The organism is Trinickia terrae (assembly GCF_005144415.1).
In the GTDB taxonomy this organism is placed as follows: domain Bacteria; phylum Pseudomonadota; class Gammaproteobacteria; order Burkholderiales; family Burkholderiaceae; genus Trinickia_A; species Trinickia_A terrae.
The window spans coordinates 107,891-124,374 of sequence record NZ_SWJE01000008.1 but is presented as its reverse complement, the minus strand read 5'-3'; the positions used below and the strand labels follow the sequence as shown (position 1 = coordinate 124,374).

Here is a 16,484-nt window from a genome sequence, read left to right as displayed (position 1 = left end):
GCGCTCGCGCGCCGCCGCGGAATCGCTGGGATCGATAAAGCGCTGACATAGGTTCAGGTTCATTTCACGGCCGAAACGGAAAACGTGTTGTCGTCGAGCTGCACGGCAAGCCGGCCGCTGAATTGTTCGATCCGCACGCGGTATGCGCCGGGACCGGCATAGTTGGCAAAGATGAAGGCCGCTGCCACGCGCGGACGATCGAAGGTGTCGCCGGAAACGGTGAGATGCGTGCCGGGCACGAATTCCCAGCTCCGGTAGCGCAGACTCTTCGGAAACGTGCTGACCAGATCGGCGCGTCCGGCAAACCATTTCGACGCCGGCAGCTCCGCGATTCGCGCAAGCATCGCTTCGTCGGTGACGAACACGATGTCGACGGCGACGGGGCTGTTGTTGTTCAGGTCGTCGCTGGCGCTGAAGGTCAACGCGTCCCACTTCACCTTGTCACCCTTGAAGCTCAAGACCGAAGGCATCGCACATCCCGCGAGGGCCGCTGCGATACATGCGGTCAAGCACCACGCCGCGAGCTTGCGCGCGATGTCCGTCATGACCGCGCGGACCCTGACCGGTGCGCCGTCCGCCCGCGTCGATGCGTGCCGGCAGTTCGTCCCATTCGTCATTTGGCGCCTACTCCAATGCCCATCATTACGATCAGCAACCCAACCGTCACGACGCACCCCGTCGCCAGGGCAAGCTGCATGCGGTTGAACACAAAACGGAACACCGCGTCCGGCCGCGGCGCGGTCTGCACATCCGTCGCCGGCGCGCGCTCGGAGGGCAGCCCCGCCGAAACGAGCGCCGCCACCATGCAGACCGAGAGCAGACTGAGCAGATTGCGCGGTCCTTCGCAGATCAGCTCGACGGCCACGAACAGCACGCCGGCCGCTTCGACGGGCAGCTGCAGGCTCGAGAGCACGATGCCCGCGTAGCCGACACCCGCCACACCGCTCTGCCCCGCCGACACGAATGCCGCGAACGTCGATGCCGCAACGACCATGGCGAAGTCGCCGGCGCCCAGCGGCCGGCCATAGAGATTCGCCACGAACACCGTCGCAAGCGCGAAATAGAGCGCGGAGCCGGCGCGCACGAACACCGCGCCGAACGGCACCACCAGTTCCGCCACGCCGCGGCTGAATCCGAGCCGTGTGCTCATGGCCTCGATCGTGTGCGGAATCGGCGCCGTCGCGCTGCCCGATGTCAGGCCGACGAGCATGGGCGCCTTCAGCATGGCCATCACGCGCGCGAGCGGCACGCCCGCGCGTGCCGCGATGGCCGCCATCGCACCGCAGGACAGAAGCAATGCGCAGAGCACGAACCACAGCAGAAATCCGCTCATCGCGCCGAGCGTCGCCCCGCTCGTCTGCCCCGCCACATGCGCGGCGCTGCCGAACACGAGTACCGGCAACAGCAGATTCGCATGTTCGATGATCGTCTCGAACGTCCGGTAGATGCTTTCGAACACACTGTTCAGCACACCGCTTTGCGCGCTGGACAGGGCGGCGAATGCCATGCCGAACAGGATCGTGCAGGTCAGAATGCCGAGCGCGCGGCCGTCGGCGAGCACGCGATAGAAGTTGTCGGGCGCGACGTCGCGCAACGAGATCGCGGACAGCGCGCGGGCTGGCCCCGACGACCCGAGCAACGACATGCGCAGGTCTTCCGCATCGCTCGCGCTCCGCAGCACGACCTGTCCCAGCTGGGCGCGCGCGCCGTCCGAAAGATGGGCGCCCGGAGCCGCGGCGAAACCTACCAGCGCGCCGCACACCGCGCACAGCGCGACCAGCGCGAGCGCCAATGACAGCATCGAGCCGATGCGCAGTTCGGGGTGCGCCAGCGCCAGCAGTTGCCGCAGCCCGAAGAACATCGCCACGACGAGCAGCGGGACGGCGGCCATATTGACGAGGGCAAGGTAGATCTGTCCCACGACGTAGGCGGGCACACCCGCCGGCCGCACCAGCGTGCCGGCGGCGATGCCCAGCCCGAGGAACAGGAGCAGCCCGAGGGTGCTGTTCGAAAGACGCTTCAGTGCCTTCATCGGCGCACGTTCCAGCCACGGGCAAGACCGTATGACACCGTAGCGCGCGCCAGTTCGAGCGTGCTGTCCACGAGCGTCATGACCGGCGCCTTCAGGTGCCGCGCCGCCAGCGGAATCTCCGTGCAGCCCATGAGCGCCGCCTCGGCGCCGCGCGCTTCGAGATCGTGCAGTGCGGCCGAGAGATATTCCGCGGACCGGACGAGATCGCCGGCCTTCACGGCATGGATGCAAGCGTCGAGATTCCGCTGGGTGCCTTCGTCCGGCACCACGGGTACGATGTCGCGCCCCGCGAGGATGCGCTGGTAAAGCCCCGAATGCAGCGTGCCGTCCGTCGCGAGCACGGCGGCATGGCGCGTGCCCGGCGGCATCGCGTCAACGCAGATTTCGGCGATATGCAGAATGGGCGCGCCGCTGCGTGCACGCATCGCGTCGTACCAGCAGTGCGCCGAATTGCACGGCACGGCGATCAGTTCGACACCGTTGCGGTTGAGCATGTCGATACCGTCGAGCAGCGCCGGCAGCGGATCTTCGCCCCCCCCGCGCATCGCCTCCGAGCGATCGGGGATATGCGGCAGATTGGCCACGAGCAGCGGCAGATGCTGCTGGTCGCGCAGCGCCCCCGCCGTGCTCGTGAGCTGGATGACCCGCTCCATGAAATCGACGGTCGCGAGCGGTCCCATGCCGCCCAGAATGCCGATCAGTGCCATGCCGTTCTCCTAGATTTCGAGCGGACGCGGACAGATCACCGACACGGCCGCCGTGTTGCCGATGACGAGAATCAGCGTGCGCAACATGTCGCACAGCGGATCGACCGCGAGGAACAGGATGAACGCGGCCTCGAAGGGCAGGCTCAGATAGACGCAGGTCATGCCGATCAGCGAAACCGTGACGAGACCTGTCATGCCTGCCGACGCGAATCCGGCGAGCACCGACGCGAACAACACCGTGCAGACCTCGACGACACCGAGCGGATGGCCATACAGCTGGGCAATGAAGACCGTGGCGCAGACGTAGTAGACCATCGGGCCGATGCGCAGCAACGACACGGTCAGCGGCACCATCAGCTCGACCCCGGCGCGCGGGAAGCCCAGCCGCTCGACCATGCTTTCGATCATGCTCGGCATGCACGCGGCGCTGTTGCGCGTCGCGAGCGCAAGCGCGAAAGGCGCGCGCAGCGCGGCGAGCGTCGTGCCGAGCGGCCGGCCCGAACGTTTCCAGATGACGGTGGCCGACAGCGACAGCAGCACGACGGCGGCGATGAAGAACGCAATGACGAACTGCAGCATCGCGTGCAACGGCCCCATGCCCGATTTGCCGAGTTGCGCCGCGCTCATGCAGAACAGGATCAGCGGCAATGGATAGCTGAGCCAGTGCATCAGCTTCTGGCAGGCGTGATAGATCGTTTCGAGCGCCTGGCTCAGGCCGACGGAAATCCGCTGCGGCACCCGGCCGACCGCGAGCCCGAACAGCAGGGCGAATACGAGCGCCTTCAGCGCCTCGCCGTTGGCGAGCGCGGCGAAGATGTTCGTGGGCACGAGACTGGTCAGCACTTCGGCGAAGCTCACCCCTTTCTCGACCGGGTCCGTGCCGTAGAGATGCATGACCACTTCGTTCGATGCCGAATCGCTGCCGACCATCAGCCCGAAGGTTTGCATCGTCGAGCTCGGCAGGTTGACGCCCGGGCGCAACACGAGCAGCACCAGCGCGCCGACGACCGCGACCGTTGCCGACGCACCGAGAAACACCGTGACGACGCGCAGCATCAGCCGCGCCGTGCCGCCTTCGCGGAACAGGCGCTGCAGGCTGAAGATCACGGCCGAGACCATGAACGGCAGCGTCGTCATCTTCAGCAAATTGACGTAGACGTCGCCGACCACGGCCAATCTCCGAGCCATCTCCGGCAGCGCCAGGCCGAATGCGCCCCCGAGCGCGAGACTGCCGATCACCACCCAAGGGTTCACGGCGTACGCATATATCCTGCTGGAATTCATTGTTGCTTTCCCGATCGGTCCGATTAGTTGTTTGAGGCCTGCAGCAAGTCCGTCACGTCGATCTTTTTGCCGCGTTCGGCGAGAAACTGGTTGACGAATGCGAGCAATGTCGGCGCATTGACGTTCGCGCCGATCGCGATCGCGTCGTCGAGGTCTTCCAGGGTCACGACGCGCAGCCGCAGCGAAGCGGTCGGGTCACGCTTGAGCACGTGCTTGACTTCGAATTCATCGCGATAGGCAGCCGTGACTTCGCCCGCATCGAGCGCCTTGAGCAAGGCCTCCCAACTCGGATAGGCCAGCACCTTCGCCTGCGGGAAATTACTCGCAACGTAGGTGGCATACGACGAATTCCTGACCACCCCGAGCGTGCCGTCGTAGGTACGGACGACGTCGGGCACGGCGCGGCCGTGCGCGAGCATCGCGAACTTCACGCGGTTCAGCAGCAGCGCGCGATGCAGCCGGATATAAGGCGTGCTGAAGCCGATCACCTGAGCCCGCGACAGCGTTCGCGAGAGCTTGCTGATCGCCAGATCGGCCTGACCGCTCGCGAGCAGATTCACGACGCCGTCGTAGGTCTTCGCGTCGCGGTTGAAGCTCACCTTGACGCCGAGCTTTGCCGCGATTTCCTTGGCGATATCGATGTCGACGCCGCTCAGCTGACCGTTGTGCTCTTCGAAGAACGGCGGCTGATCGACACCCAGCACCGCGACGACAAGCTCGCCCCGGCTCACGATGCGGGCGAACTCGGGCGCGAGGAGCCGGCCGTCGGGCATGAGCATGAGGCCCGTCGAAGTGGCCACCGGCGCGCTTGCGATGGGCGCGCTCGCCGCAGCCGAGCCCGACGCGAGCGCCGGCACGCCTGCAAGCATGATGACCGCTCCGCCGATCGTCACGGTCAGCCTGCGCCACGCGCCGCGCAACGCGTGCGCGGGATGCGTAGCGCGGCAGTACAGTTGGAGCGCAGAGACAAGAGTTGAAAACGCGAAGAGCATGTCAGTAGGCACGTTCAATTGGTGGAGGAAGCCGCTGCTGTGGATGCTGTGCCGGCCTGGTCGCTTTCGGAATGCGATGGGCCTTCGCCGGCGGCATCGGTTGCCGTCCCGCCTTGCGAGACCGGCACCGCCTGCGACGCCGACGCCGTTGCAGGCGCTTTCGCCGGCGCCACGTAACGCACGCCGATCTCGATCCCCAGCAGGAACAGAAGCACGCATAGCGCCATCGCACAAACCAGTACGATGGTCACCATGCGCGCGGTCATCGAAAAAACGTATTGCATGGCGTGTTTTCCTCAGGGAACCAGGGTCGTGAACTGCGCCGGCGCAAGGATCGAGATGACGCCGCCCCATGCGCACATCAGCTTCGACGCGTTCTGCAAGGCCGGCATTGCACCGATCAGGACCGTCGGCGAGCCCGGCAGCCACGGCGCCATCGTCATCGGCACGCAAGGCATCGGCGTCAGCACGCCCAGCGCCGCCGCCGTCGCCGCCGCCACCATCGGATTCGCCGCGCACGAACAGACGCCGAACGGCGCCACGTTGACCATCGGCAAGTGATCCATGATCGTTGCGGCAGGCGCACCCGCGAGCACGCGGTTGACAGGCAGCACGTTCAACACGGCGGGCGCGGCGCCGAAACTGCATTGCATGGTCGCTCCGGTCGTTATCAGAAAGCTCACGGTCAGCCCTTCACCCATTTTTCAAGCTGCTTGGCGAGGCGCTGCCCGCCTGTCGCCGCGCCATCCTGCGGCGCGGGCGCGGCCACTTTGCGGGCCTCGCCAAGCGGCTTGCCGTTCGCATAGGCCCGCTCTTCGTTCACGCGGCCATCGGCGCCGTAGCGCCGCACCGTGCCGTGCAGCAGGCCGCCCTTGTAGGGGGACGCCTGCACGAGCGTGCCGTCGCTCGCGTAGTCGCGCGTCTCGCCTTCGAGGACGCCTTTGCTGTACGAAGCACGTCGAACGACTGTCCCCTCGTGCAGATGCAATGCTTCGCCTGTGAGCTTGCCGGCCTCGTAGGCAAGCCGCGCGCTCACCAGTCCCGACGGCGCATAAAACACGGCGGTCCCGTGCAGCACGCCATGCGCGTAGTGCTGGCGTGAAGCGACGCGGCCGTCCTGCCAGGTCGTCGTCGTGCCGTGAAGTTGCCCCGCCACGTACGCGGCCTCCTGAAGAAGCGCGCCTGTCGTGTCGAAGGTGCGCACCAGGCCCGACAACGCACCATGCTCGTAGTGCGCCTCCAGCACGGGTACGGCGAGCGCTCCGTACATGACCACCTGCCCGTGCGGAACGCCATCGAGCATCGGCATGCGGCTCACCAGCCGCCCCGTTGCATCGCGCGTCTCCATGAGCGTCGCGTGCGCGGACGCGCCGGGCGCAGCGACGGACGCAGCAGGTTCGGCGGTGGGCGGCAATGGGCTCATCTCGCGCCTCAGTTGAGCTTGACGAGCGCGCCCTTGAGCGCGAGCATCGTGCCGCCGTCGATCGTCTGCATCGCCGAGGCCTTGCTTTCCACTTGCAACGCCTCGTTGCTGAGCGCCGTACCGGCCTTGTTGGCGAGCGTCGTGCCCGCCTGGTTCTGGATCGACGTGCCTGCCTTGATGCTGATCGAACCGGTCACATCGATGACGAGATTGCCGCTCACCTTCAGCGTGTAGTTGCCGCTGACTTTTCGCGTAAACGCTGCGTGATTCGTGTGGGTCTCGTCGCCGGTCACATCGACCGAGCGCGTGCCTTTCACCTTGTGCGTCTCGTTGCCTTTCTGCACGTCGACGCTGCGATCGCCCTTTTGCACGACATGCGTTTCCGCGCCCGCCATCACCGTCGTGGACAGCGCGTTTTCGACGGCGATATTCAGGTCTTTCTGCGCGTGAAAATACAGTTCCTCGCTATTGAGCTTGTCGTCCATCCGGATTTCGTTGCCGGCGGTGCCCCCTTTCGACGAACGCGAGCGCATCACGCTTTGGGTCTGCGACGCAGGCAGGCCGACGGGCAACGTGCCCTGGCGGTTGTAGACGCTGCCGGTCACGAGCGGCCGGTCGGGATCGCCGTCGACGTAGCTCACGACCACCTCCTGTCCCACCCGCGGCAGAACCAGGTGCCCCCACCCGTTGCCCGCCGCGGCCTGCGCAACGCGCACCCAGCAAGAACTGTTTTCGTTGGCGCCGGCCGAACGGTCCCAGTGGAACTTCAGCTTGATGCGGCCATACGCATCGGTCCAGATCTCTTCCCCCGACGAACCGGTGACGACCGCTGTGTGAGTCCCGGCGACCATCGGCTTGGGCGTCACGAGCGGCGGACGGAATGCGACCGAAGCCGGGATGACGTCGAAGCCGTTGGCATATCGATCGTTCGAGGCGCTGTGCGACACCGCGCAGATCACGTACGACACGTTGAATGCAGGGTTCGCGTGACCGCCCAGCGTGAAGCTCGCGCCGGCGGTGAGCGTGCAGATTCCGCTCTCGGCGCGCCCCGTGCGCTGCCCCAGTTGATGCGCCGCGAGCCGCAGCTTCGCCGTGCGCGTGCCGTCCGCGGCCGTCGCATAGCGGCCGGGAAAGGTATAGCGCGTCCCGCTCGCCGGCCCGCTGCCGGCCGCCGAATTGGCCGTCAGGAGCGCGGCCTTCGTGTAGTCGTAGTCGGCGACGATCTGCTCGGCTTCCACGAGTCCCGTCGTCATCTCGAAGGCTTCGATCCGGTCGGCCTGCCGATGCGCGACCGAGTCGCTGGAGTACCAGAGGTGCGAGTCGGTCTTGCCCGGCTTGTGCGCGGCGGTGCTGTCGCCGAGCACCATCGTGTGCGCGCCGTCGGCGAACATGAAGAAGTAGAAGATGCCCTCTTCCTCCATCAGCCGCGAGATGAACTGCAACGCGCTTTCATCGTATTGCACGCAGTATTCGCGCACTGCGTACGTGCCTTTCACGCGTAGCTCGATCGCGACGCCGAACTTCTGCAGCACCTGTTCGATGATGTCGAGCGCACTCAGGTTCTGATAGATCGCCCGGTCGCTCCCGAGCCCGAGCAGCCACAGCCGCGGTGCGAGTTCAGCGGTATAGAAGCCGTGCCGTGCATCGGCGCCGATCTGTGCAAAGCGGGTGACGATGCCGTGGATATAGCGCTTCGGGCCCGACGGCACCTGCAGCGTCACGGTCGCGCTCTTGCCGACGATCGCCTGCGCATCGAGCGCGAGGTTCGACGAGCGCATGCGCAGATCGAAGTGAAACGGCGCTGAAATCGCTTCGCGTCCGCCCAGGCCGTCGAGCAGCAGGACGTCCTTGCCGAACGGCGTGCTGATCGAAAGCAGGCAGCCCGCCTGGGTCGCGTTTGCGGCTTGCACGTCAGGTCTCCTCGCGCGCCGCGAAACGGAAAGAGACGCTGCCGTCCTGCGCGAATTCGAGGCGCACCCCGCCGAACGGCTTCGCCATCGACATGCGTTCGAGCACTTCGCGCGCCAGTTCGGGCAGCACGTATTGCGTGAGGATGTGATCGACGTTGCGCGCACCGCTGTCCACTTCCTTGCAGCGCTCGGCGATGATCTGCGCGAACCGGTCGTCCCACGTCAGTTGCGCATGATGGTTGCGCTCGAAGCGCTCGGCAAGCCGCCCGAGCTTCAGGTTCACGATCGCCGTGATCTGCGCGTCGCCGAGGTGGTAGTAAGGCACCAGCACCATGCGGCCAAGAAACGCCGGGCTGAATTGTTTGAGCAACGCGGGCCGCAGCCGCTCGATCAGCTCGCCGGGAGGCGGGCGGCGGCCGCCCTGGCATGCTTCCGTGATGACGTCCTGCGCGGCGTTCGAGGTCAGCAGGATCAGCGTGTTCCTGAAGTCGATCGAGATGCCTTCGCCGTCCTCCATCACGCCCTTGTCGAACACCTGGAAGAACAGCTCGAGCACATCGGGATGAGCTTTCTCCATTTCATCCAGCAGCACGACGCTGTACGGACGCCGCCGCACGGCTTCCGTCAGCACGCCGCCCCGGCCATAGCCGACGTAGCCCGGGGGCGCCCCCTTCAGGCCGGAGACGCTGTGCGCCTCCTGGAATTCGGACATGTTCACGGTAATCATGTTGCGCTCGCCGCCGTACAGCATGTCGGCCAGCGCGGCGGCCGTCTCGGTCTTGCCTACGCCGCTCGGGCCGACCAGCAGGAAGACGCCGACGGGCTTGCCCGGCTCGCCGAGATCCGCGCGAAACGTGCGCACGCGCCGCGCGATCGCCTCGAGCGCCTCGTCCTGGCCGACCACGCGCGCCGCGAGCTTTTCGTGCAGGTAAAGCACCGTGTGGAGTTCATCGGCCAGCATGTCGCCGACCGGAATCCCCGTCCAGCCCGAAACCACCTTGGCGACCACGGTGGAATCGACACACACCGGCACCATCGGCTCATCGCTGCGCACGGCTTCCAGGCCCTTCTCGAGGCGTCGCAGATTGGCAGCCAGCGACTCGCTGTCTTCTTCGTCGCCGGCTGCCTGCGGCTCGGTCAGCGTGCGTGCGATCTTGCGCCGCCACGCCAGAATTTCGCCGACGACGCGCTTCTCGGTGATCAGCTTCTCGTTCAGGCGCGTGCGCTGCGCACGCTGTTCGTCGAGCTGACGGACGAGCGCCGCGATGGCATCCCCGCGCTCGGCGCCCGTGGCCGCCTCGTGACGCAGGATGCGCAACTGGTTTTCCGCCGAGTCGAGCGCGCGGCCCAGCGCCTCGATCTCTTCCGGCACGCCGTTCTGGCCGAGCGCCACGCGCGCGCATGCCGTATCGAGCAGGCTGACGGCCTTGTCCGGCAGCTGCCTGCCCGAGATGTAGCGATGCGACAGCTTCACGGCATCGCGCACCGCCTCGTCGAGAATCTCCACGCCGTGATGCGCTTCGAGCTTCTGGACCATGCCGCGCAGCATTTCAACGGCGACAGCCTCGCTAGGCTCTTCGACCTTCACGACCTGGAAGCGGCGCGCGAGGGCGGGATCGCGCTCGACATACTTCTTGTATTCGGCCCAGGTCGTGGCGGCGATCGTGCGCAGCTCGCCGCGCGCAAGCGCGGGCTTGAGCAGATTCGCCGCGTCGCCCTGACCTTCGCTGCCGCCCGCGCCGATCAGCTGATGGGCCTCGTCGATGAAAAGAATCACGGGGACAGGCGACGCCTTGACCTCCGCAATCACCGATTTCAGCCGGTTCTCGAATTCGCCCTTGACCCCGGCGCCCGCCTGGAGCAACGCAAGATCGAGCGAACGCACCGAGACATTGGCGAGCGCCGGCGGCACCTCGCCCGACACCACGCGCTGCGCGAAACCTTCGACGACCGCGGTTTTGCCGACACCCGCCTCGCCTGTCAGGATCGGGTTGTTCTGACGGCGCCGCAGCAGCACGTCGATCAACTGACGGATCTCCGCATCGCGCCCGCAGATCGGATCGCTCGCGCCTTCGCGCGCGAGCGCGGTCATGTCCACCGTATATTGCGCGAGCGCGGAAGAACGGCCGCCGCTCGCCGCGGTCATGGTCGGCATCGCTTGAGACAGGCCGCCCGCCGGCACGGTTGCGGCACCCGGGACCGTGGTTTGCGGCGCTGCCCGGCCGCCGTCTTCGGACGAGTTCGCCGCCAGTGCCGGCAACGCATCCCGCAGCGCGGCGCGCGGAATCTTCAGCAGGGCAGGCGCCGAGTCGAGGAGCAGCCCGCGCATGCTATCCAGTTCGAGCAGCGCAAGCACGATCGTGCCCGAGCGGATCTGCTGCTCGGCGAGCAGCATCGAGCTGAGCAGCCATGCCTCCTGGAACAGCGGCGAGAAATTCGGCGACAGCGCGGGCGTTCTGCCATTGCCGCGCTTGAACTGATCGACCGCGTTTTGCAGCGACTCGGTCACGTCGGCGGCCGAGATGTTGAAGCGTTCGAGAATCACGCGCAGATCGGGCGCGTTCGATTCGAGCAGCTGCAGCAGCAGATGCTCGACGTCCACGTTGTAGTGCGTCTGCCGCACGCACAGCTGCGCGGCCTGTTCCATTGCGTGCTTGCATGCCGGGTTCAGACGGCTCAGCAGCGTGCGGATATCGATGTCCATATTCGTATTGACCGGTATTGATCTTTATGATGGCCGCCACGCGGTGTGTGCGGCGCGGGCTTCGCCCTCGCGCATCGCGAACTTCACGGGAACGGGCTTCGACGAGGACGCCCCGCCCCCGTCTCGCGACGCCGCGAGCCACGAAGTCCAGCCCAGCCGCAAGCCCGGCGCGCCCACTGCGCAGGCTTCGCGCCGCGCTGAGGGGTGGAGGACGAACTGCACGTCGAAATCCTGTTGCAGGTGGCACCGCACGAGCCACGCTGCCAGCCTGTGCGCCGCGCCGCCCGGGAGCAGCGCGGCGAACTGGTCCTCGGACAGCCCGAGAAACTCGATGCGCACGCCGGCGGCCTGGTCCCAGCTCCGTCGGCCGAGAACGGCAAGGCCGCCGGGCCGCAACGCGCGCTGGCCCGTATCCGACCGTCCCAGACGCAGGCTGTCCCGCGCGTCGATGTCACGCCAGCCGCCGACGAACTGCGTGCCTCGCACGCGCACGCCGAGGCGGTCCGACAACAGCGCGAGCAGTCCGGTCATCGAGCGCGAGCCGTTGCCGCTGAGTCCCGCATGCCGCAGCCACAGACGCGCACCGTCCGGTCCGCGCTTGCCATCGCGCAAGCCGAGATTGCCGAGCGCATCGAGGCTCGCCGCGAGCGGCGCGTCGTCGGGCGCACGCGCGCTCAGCCCCAGCGCGTGCTTCTGGCGGCTGCGATAGAAGAACGACAAAAAGCGGTGATTGAAGATGTCGAGCAGATCGGCCATCGCCGGCTCACGGGCCGCGCGCCGTTCCAGCAACATCTCGGTGAAAGCGAGCGGCAACGGCCCGCCGCTGCCTGCCAGCGTCATCACGGGCGTGCTCACCGTGTAGGTCTCGCGCGCCGTGCGTTCGTCGCCCAACGCATGGCGGCGCACCGCGTGAATGTCGCTTGCCTGAAACGCCAGCGAGACGAAGCCCCGCAAACGCACGGCCTCATTCGAGCCGTCCCCGCGACCGAGCCCCGTCGCCCACTGCTGCGCGCACTCGAGCAGATGGATGGCCTGGAACAGGTCGAAACCGTGGGGCTGCGCAAGAAGCCGTTCGATCAAAGCAACTGCTGGCAACCGGTCATCGGCTCCCATCGCTTCCATGTCTCGTCTCCCCGGCGCACCACCAGCCGCACAAATGAATTGACCGACGTGTACATGGCGAAGAAGCGCGCCAGTACCGCGCCCATCAGCAACGGCGATCCCCCGACGAACGCGTCGGCGTCGAACTCGACGCTGACCTCGGTGCCGCCGCAGTATCCGCGCCATGCCTCTCTGCCCACGTGCGCCGCGACGCTGCGCGCACCGACGCTGACGATGCCGCGAATCTGCTCCTGCTCCCGCGTGCCGTCCATTGCGAACAGACGCAACATCTCCTGTAGTTCGCGTTTCCCCGTCGCCCCGCTCACGAGCGAGTGATAGTTGCGCGTCAGCAGCGACACGAGACGCCACAGCGTTTCGCTCTCGAGTGGCGGATTGCGCTGCGCTGTCGGTTCATAGAGGCAGCGCACGCGTACGTTCTGCGATACCCGCTCGACCAGCATGCGCGCGCCCACGGGCACTTGCTCGGCGAGCCGCCGGTTGGTGCAGAGCGCGTTGACGTACGCCACGGGCGTATCGGACCGGCTGGCCGTGTCGCCATCGATAAAACTGATCCAGGTGTCCACACCCGGCACGTTGCCGCGCAGGCTGTGCTCACGGCGCGCCGACCAGAACATCGCCGCATTGCCGGCATCCTCCCGATCGAAACGATCGGCAGCCGTGAAGCACGGCACACTCGCCGCACGATCCGTGACGGGATCGGATGCAGTCACCGATACGATCGAGTGGATCTCGGTGATGGCCTGCCGCTTCTGATCGGCGATCAGCAGATATTCGTAATTGCGCCGGTCGACCACGATCGGCTCGCTGGTCTGCGCGAACAGATTGACGATGGGCACGCATCCGAGCCGGAAATGCCGGGCGCCGAGCATGCCGAGCCCGCGCGGCATGCGGTCGAGCTGCAGCACGATTTCGCAGGTTCGCCCTGTGCCGCACGATCCCGGCGGCAAAACCAGATCGAAGAAATGAAACTTGCGCGGAAAAGCGAAGTATTCCTGCATCAGCCCGTAAGCGGGATGCGCATGCGGCGGCTGCGGCAACACGCTGTCCTCCTCCGCGTAGCCGACCTCGCGCAACGCGGCCGGCCCCAGCCTCACGACCGGCCTCTGTGCGGCGTGCACGGAAACACCCGTAACCGACGACACGAGCAGTTCGTAAAGCGGCATCGTGACCATCCAGTCGCCGCACACATGGAAGCGCAACTGCGTCAGTTCCAGCTCGGAGAAGTCGACCCCCGGCTCACATTCGAGCGTCAGGCGCAGCGTCGCATCTTCGCCGAATCCCGCATGCGTGATCTTCAACGGCCAAAGCACCGTGTCCCATGCCGTGCGAAAGCGGCACGCGTCACCGCCTTCCGTGCGGGCGGAGAGGCCCGTGTGGCGCGGCACGCGAAACCCTGCCGTCACTTTGCCCTGGGACGAATCGAGTTCGAACTGCGCGACCGTCATGGAGGGAACGGCCTGCACCAGCGAAGGACAAACGTTGTCGAGCAAGGCGCCCGCGATCTGAGGGAAGGTCTGATCGAGATCGCGATGCACGCGCGCGGCGAGAAACGCCGTCGCCTCGATCAAACGCTCGGTATGCGGATCGAGCGACTCGGTGCCGTGCAGCGCGAGCCTTGCCGCGATCTTCGGATAGCGTTGCGCGAACAGCGCACCCTGGGTTCGCAGGTAGGAGAGCTCGCGCTTGTAGTATTGCAGGATGTCGTCGGGCGCCATGTCACGCAAGCTCCGTCCAGCGCACATCGACGGCATCGCGGCTGACCGTCTCGAGCTCGAACGACATGTGCTCGACCGATGGGCCCGCATTGAGGCGCCCGGCGATCGTCAGCACCGGATACGGCTCACGCCCCGGCGGGAGCGAAAACGAAACGCTTACGTTGACGAGGCGCGGCTCGAAGAGCGCTATCGCGCGGCTGACGGCGGCGGCAATCGCATCGCGATCCTCGCCCGAGCGCAGCGAGCGCTCTGAAAAGTCCGGCACGCCGTAATCGGTCACCGTCCCATCGCTGTGCGCGAACGCCTCCATCGTCAGATGCGAGCGCGTGTTGAGCAGACGCATCAGCTCGCGCGCGATCGATTGACGAAGCGAATCCTCTCCCAGCAGCGAGGCGTCGGCATCGTTCACCAGACGCTCGAACAGTGGAACCGGATAGCGATGGGTCATGGTGGACATGTCGTAAAGGCAGATCGGCGGGCGGCTCATGCGCCGCCCGCCGCGGCACGGGTGACGTTGCGTCAGCCCTTGGGCGTCGCCGCCTTATTGGTCGACAGATCCCAACCGAACGAAGCGGTGCCCTTCTTCGTCGAGTCCGTCTTCTGCTGCGTGTATTGCGACGTGATCTGCGAGAAATTGATCGACAGCGAATCCATCATGTCCGAACCGCCGCCGCTCGTGCTCACATTGGCGATCATCGCATTGGCGAGCACGTACTTCATCTGCAGCATGAACTTGCCGGCTTCGTTACGGCCGATCGAGATCGTGGCGTCGCCGAGCTTGGTGCCTGCCGCGCAGGCGCTGTAGAGCGCCGGCGTCGACTGGTCCGTGATCTTGCTGACCTGCACTTCGGAAAACGAAGGACGCCCCAGCGTGCGCTCCGTGTTCGACGTGTCGCGGCCCATCGGCATCGACACGCCGTGAGAAAACGACATGAGCTGGATGCCGTTGGCGAAGCCGTCGATCAACGAGTTGCCCTTGATGTCCTTGATTTGCAGAATGATGGTATCCATGACTGACCTTGATATGAAAATTTATGGGGTACGGAACGATGTGCGGCGCGAGGCCGCACATCACACATCAGGCTGCGGCTTCCGGAAGATCGGCCACCAGACGGATCGAGGCTGTCAGCTCTTCCATCTGGAAGTGCGGCTTCAGGAAACACGTCGCACGATAGGCGCCCGGCTTGCCCGGCACCTCGGTAACGTCCACCCGGGCTTCGCCCAGCGGAAAGCGGGCCTTTTGCGCCTGCGATGCCGAGGGATTGATCAGCACGTAGTCGGCGATCCAGTTGTTCAGGTAGTTCTCGATATCGGTGCGGGTCTGAAAACTGCCCACCTTGTCGCGCATGATGACCTTGATGTAATGCGCGAAGCGCGACGCCGCCAGCACGAACGGCAGGCGCGCCGACAGTTGCGCATTGGCGTTGGCGGCATCCTTGTTGTAGAGCGCCGGCTTGTTCACCGTCTGGCCGCCGAAGAACGCGGCGTAATTCGAACCCTTGGAATTCACGAGCGCGATAAAGCCCAGATCGCTCAATTCCTTCTCGCGGCGATCCGTGATCGTCACTTCCGTCGGACACTTGAGGGCGACATCGCCCTCGCTGGTCTTGTATGCGTGCGCGGCGATACCGTCCACCTTGCCGCCGCCTTCCACGCCGCGAATCGCGGTCGCCCAGCTGTAGTTCGCGAAGGCGTCGGTGATGCGCAGACCGAGCTGATAAGCCGAATTCGCCCACAGATATTTGCCGTGGTCGGTGCCGTCGACGTCCTCTTCGAAATTGAACGACTCGATGGGTTTGGTCTTGGCGCCATACGGCAGGCGCGCGGCGTAGCTCGGCAGGACCAGCGAGACATAACGGGAATCTTCGGACTCCCGGAAGCTGCGCCAGGTCGTGAGTTCAGCGCTTTCGAAGATTTTCGACAGATCGCGCGTGACGCCCAGGTCGGTATACGACTTGATGTCGAAGAGGCTCGGCGCGGCTGCCGCGACGAACGGCGCGTGGGCTGCCGCGGCCACGCGGGAGATGCGCTCCAGCAGCGCAATATCCTGCGGATGACGGCCGAACGAGTAGTCGCCGATCAGCAGCGAATACGGATGGCCGCCGAACGTGCCGTACTCTTCTTCGTAAACCTTCTTGAACAGCACGCTCATATCGTGGTCGACAGCCGACTCGAGATCCTTGAGCAGATCCTTCTTCGAGACGTTGAGCAACCGCAGCTTGAGGTTGGTGCCCGTCTCGGTGCCGTACACCATGTCGTGCATACCGCTCCACGACGCTTCGAGCGCCTGGAATGCGGAGTCGTGCATGATCGCGTTCATCTGGTCGGTCAACAGGCGGTCGATTTCGGCGACACGCTCGTGGATCATGTCCACGACGCTCTTGTCCGGGCTCGTGCGCATGCCTTCGTCGAGAATCTGCGATGCGAGCTGACCAATCAGCTTCTTTGCGTAGACGCCCTGCGAAGGCTCGACGGCCATGTTGCCTTCCTGAACGATACGGTCGAGCAGGCTCAGTTCGCCTTGCTGCGTGGTCGTCCCGGCTGCTGCGCCTTCGACGGCGGAATTCGTTTCCATCTGGTTCACCCTTGGGAGTT

General features: G+C 65.7%; 15 protein-coding genes. All 15 read right to left on the bottom strand.

Translation table 11 applies throughout. The features are described from left to right. Positions 1–59: 59 nt before the first annotated feature. Positions 60–617 (bottom strand): hypothetical protein, encoded by a 558-nt coding sequence (locus FAZ69_RS15675; RefSeq protein ID WP_369407748.1) that lies wholly within the window; start codon positions 615–617, stop codon positions 60–62. Continuing rightward, positions 614–2,032: a dicarboxylate/amino acid:cation symporter gene (locus FAZ69_RS15670; RefSeq protein WP_136895988.1), complete on the bottom strand. Its 1,419-nt coding sequence runs from the start codon at positions 2,030–2,032 to the stop codon at positions 614–616. The genes FAZ69_RS15675 and FAZ69_RS15670 overlap by 4 nt, the downstream gene beginning before the upstream one ends. Beyond that, entirely contained in the window at positions 2,029–2,739 is a 711-nt protein-coding gene (cuyB, locus tag FAZ69_RS15665) for a cysteate racemase (protein ID WP_136895987.1), read from the bottom strand. The genes FAZ69_RS15670 and cuyB overlap by 4 nt, the downstream gene beginning before the upstream one ends. Positions 2,740–2,748: 9 nt before the next feature. Then, complete coding sequence (locus FAZ69_RS15660; RefSeq protein WP_136895986.1) at positions 2,749–4,023, bottom strand: dicarboxylate/amino acid:cation symporter; 1,275 nt, start codon at positions 4,021–4,023, stop codon at positions 2,749–2,751. 23 nt (positions 4,024–4,046) lie between these two features. Continuing rightward, positions 4,047–5,015, bottom strand: a complete 969-nt coding sequence (locus FAZ69_RS15655) for a substrate-binding periplasmic protein (RefSeq protein WP_136896323.1) — start codon at positions 5,013–5,015, stop codon at positions 4,047–4,049. Positions 5,016–5,029: 14 nt separating this feature from the next. Further along, positions 5,030–5,299 carry a hypothetical protein gene (locus tag FAZ69_RS15650; protein ID WP_136895985.1) on the bottom strand — a complete coding sequence of 90 codons (270 nt, stop codon included), beginning with the start codon at positions 5,297–5,299 and terminating at the stop codon, positions 5,030–5,032. Positions 5,300–5,311: 12 nt separating this feature from the next. Then, positions 5,312–5,716 (bottom strand): DUF4280 domain-containing protein, encoded by a 405-nt coding sequence (locus FAZ69_RS15645; protein ID WP_136895984.1) that lies wholly within the window; start codon positions 5,714–5,716, stop codon positions 5,312–5,314. Beyond that, entirely contained in the window at positions 5,701–6,438 is a 738-nt protein-coding gene (locus FAZ69_RS15640) for a toxin-antitoxin system YwqK family antitoxin (protein WP_136895983.1), read from the bottom strand. Before FAZ69_RS15640 ends, FAZ69_RS15645 begins: the two co-directional genes overlap by 16 nt. A gap of 8 nt (positions 6,439–6,446) precedes the next feature. Next, positions 6,447–8,348: a type VI secretion system Vgr family protein gene (locus FAZ69_RS15635; RefSeq protein ID WP_136895982.1), complete on the bottom strand. Its 1,902-nt coding sequence runs from the start codon at positions 8,346–8,348 to the stop codon at positions 6,447–6,449. Position 8,349: 1 nt separating this feature from the next. Further along, complete coding sequence (tssH, locus tag FAZ69_RS15630; RefSeq protein ID WP_136895981.1) at positions 8,350–11,052, bottom strand: type VI secretion system ATPase TssH; 2,703 nt, start codon at positions 11,050–11,052, stop codon at positions 8,350–8,352. A 24-nt stretch (positions 11,053–11,076) separates the two neighbouring features. After that, positions 11,077–12,132, bottom strand: a complete 1,056-nt coding sequence (gene tssG / locus FAZ69_RS15625) for a type VI secretion system baseplate subunit TssG (protein ID WP_369407747.1) — start codon at positions 12,130–12,132, stop codon at positions 11,077–11,079. Continuing rightward, a complete protein-coding gene (gene tssF, locus FAZ69_RS15620) occupies positions 12,129–13,889 on the bottom strand; it encodes a type VI secretion system baseplate subunit TssF (protein WP_136895979.1) in 1,761 nt (586 codons plus the stop codon). The genes tssG and tssF overlap by 4 nt, the downstream gene beginning before the upstream one ends. A gap of 1 nt (position 13,890) precedes the next feature. Further along, complete coding sequence (tssE, locus tag FAZ69_RS15615; RefSeq protein ID WP_240702253.1) at positions 13,891–14,376, bottom strand: type VI secretion system baseplate subunit TssE; 486 nt, start codon at positions 14,374–14,376, stop codon at positions 13,891–13,893. A gap of 32 nt (positions 14,377–14,408) precedes the next feature. Further along, the gene (locus tag FAZ69_RS15610; protein ID WP_136895978.1) at positions 14,409–14,900 is read right to left on the bottom strand and encodes an Hcp family type VI secretion system effector; all 492 of its coding nucleotides are present in this window, start codon (positions 14,898–14,900) and stop codon (positions 14,409–14,411) included. A gap of 67 nt (positions 14,901–14,967) precedes the next feature. Next, positions 14,968–16,464 carry a type VI secretion system contractile sheath large subunit gene (tssC, locus tag FAZ69_RS15605; protein ID WP_136895977.1) on the bottom strand — a complete coding sequence of 499 codons (1,497 nt, stop codon included), beginning with the start codon at positions 16,462–16,464 and terminating at the stop codon, positions 14,968–14,970. Positions 16,465–16,484 lie beyond the last annotated feature (20 nt).

What these genes read in the sequence shown, in the direction of transcription:
- FAZ69_RS15675 (WP_369407748.1), bottom strand. Translation starts at nt 617, where the DNA reads ATGACGAATGGGACGAACTGCCGGCACGCATCGACGCGGGCGGACGGC.
- FAZ69_RS15670 (WP_136895988.1), bottom strand. Translation starts at nt 2,032, where the DNA reads ATGAAGGCACTGAAGCGTCTTTCGAACAGCACCCTCGGGCTGCTCCTG.
- cuyB (WP_136895987.1), bottom strand. Translation starts at nt 2,739, where the DNA reads ATGGCACTGATCGGCATTCTGGGCGGCATGGGACCGCTCGCGACCGTC.
- FAZ69_RS15660 (WP_136895986.1), bottom strand. Translation starts at nt 4,023, where the DNA reads ATGAATTCCAGCAGGATATATGCGTACGCCGTGAACCCTTGGGTGGTG.
- FAZ69_RS15655 (WP_136896323.1), bottom strand. Translation starts at nt 5,015, where the DNA reads ATGCTCTTCGCGTTTTCAACTCTTGTCTCTGCGCTCCAACTGTACTGC.
- FAZ69_RS15650 (WP_136895985.1), bottom strand. Translation starts at nt 5,299, where the DNA reads ATGCAATACGTTTTTTCGATGACCGCGCGCATGGTGACCATCGTACTG.
- FAZ69_RS15645 (WP_136895984.1), bottom strand. Translation starts at nt 5,716, where the DNA reads ATGGGTGAAGGGCTGACCGTGAGCTTTCTGATAACGACCGGAGCGACC.
- FAZ69_RS15640 (WP_136895983.1), bottom strand. Translation starts at nt 6,438, where the DNA reads ATGAGCCCATTGCCGCCCACCGCCGAACCTGCTGCGTCCGTCGCTGCG.
- tssH (WP_136895981.1), bottom strand. Translation starts at nt 11,052, where the DNA reads ATGGACATCGATATCCGCACGCTGCTGAGCCGTCTGAACCCGGCATGC.
- tssF (WP_136895979.1), bottom strand. Translation starts at nt 13,889, where the DNA reads ATGGCGCCCGACGACATCCTGCAATACTACAAGCGCGAGCTCTCCTAC.
- tssE (WP_240702253.1), bottom strand. Translation starts at nt 14,376, where the DNA reads ATGAGCCGCCCGCCGATCTGCCTTTACGACATGTCCACCATGACCCAT.
- FAZ69_RS15610 (WP_136895978.1), bottom strand. Translation starts at nt 14,900, where the DNA reads ATGGATACCATCATTCTGCAAATCAAGGACATCAAGGGCAACTCGTTG.
- tssC (WP_136895977.1), bottom strand. Translation starts at nt 16,464, where the DNA reads ATGGAAACGAATTCCGCCGTCGAAGGCGCAGCAGCCGGGACGACCACG.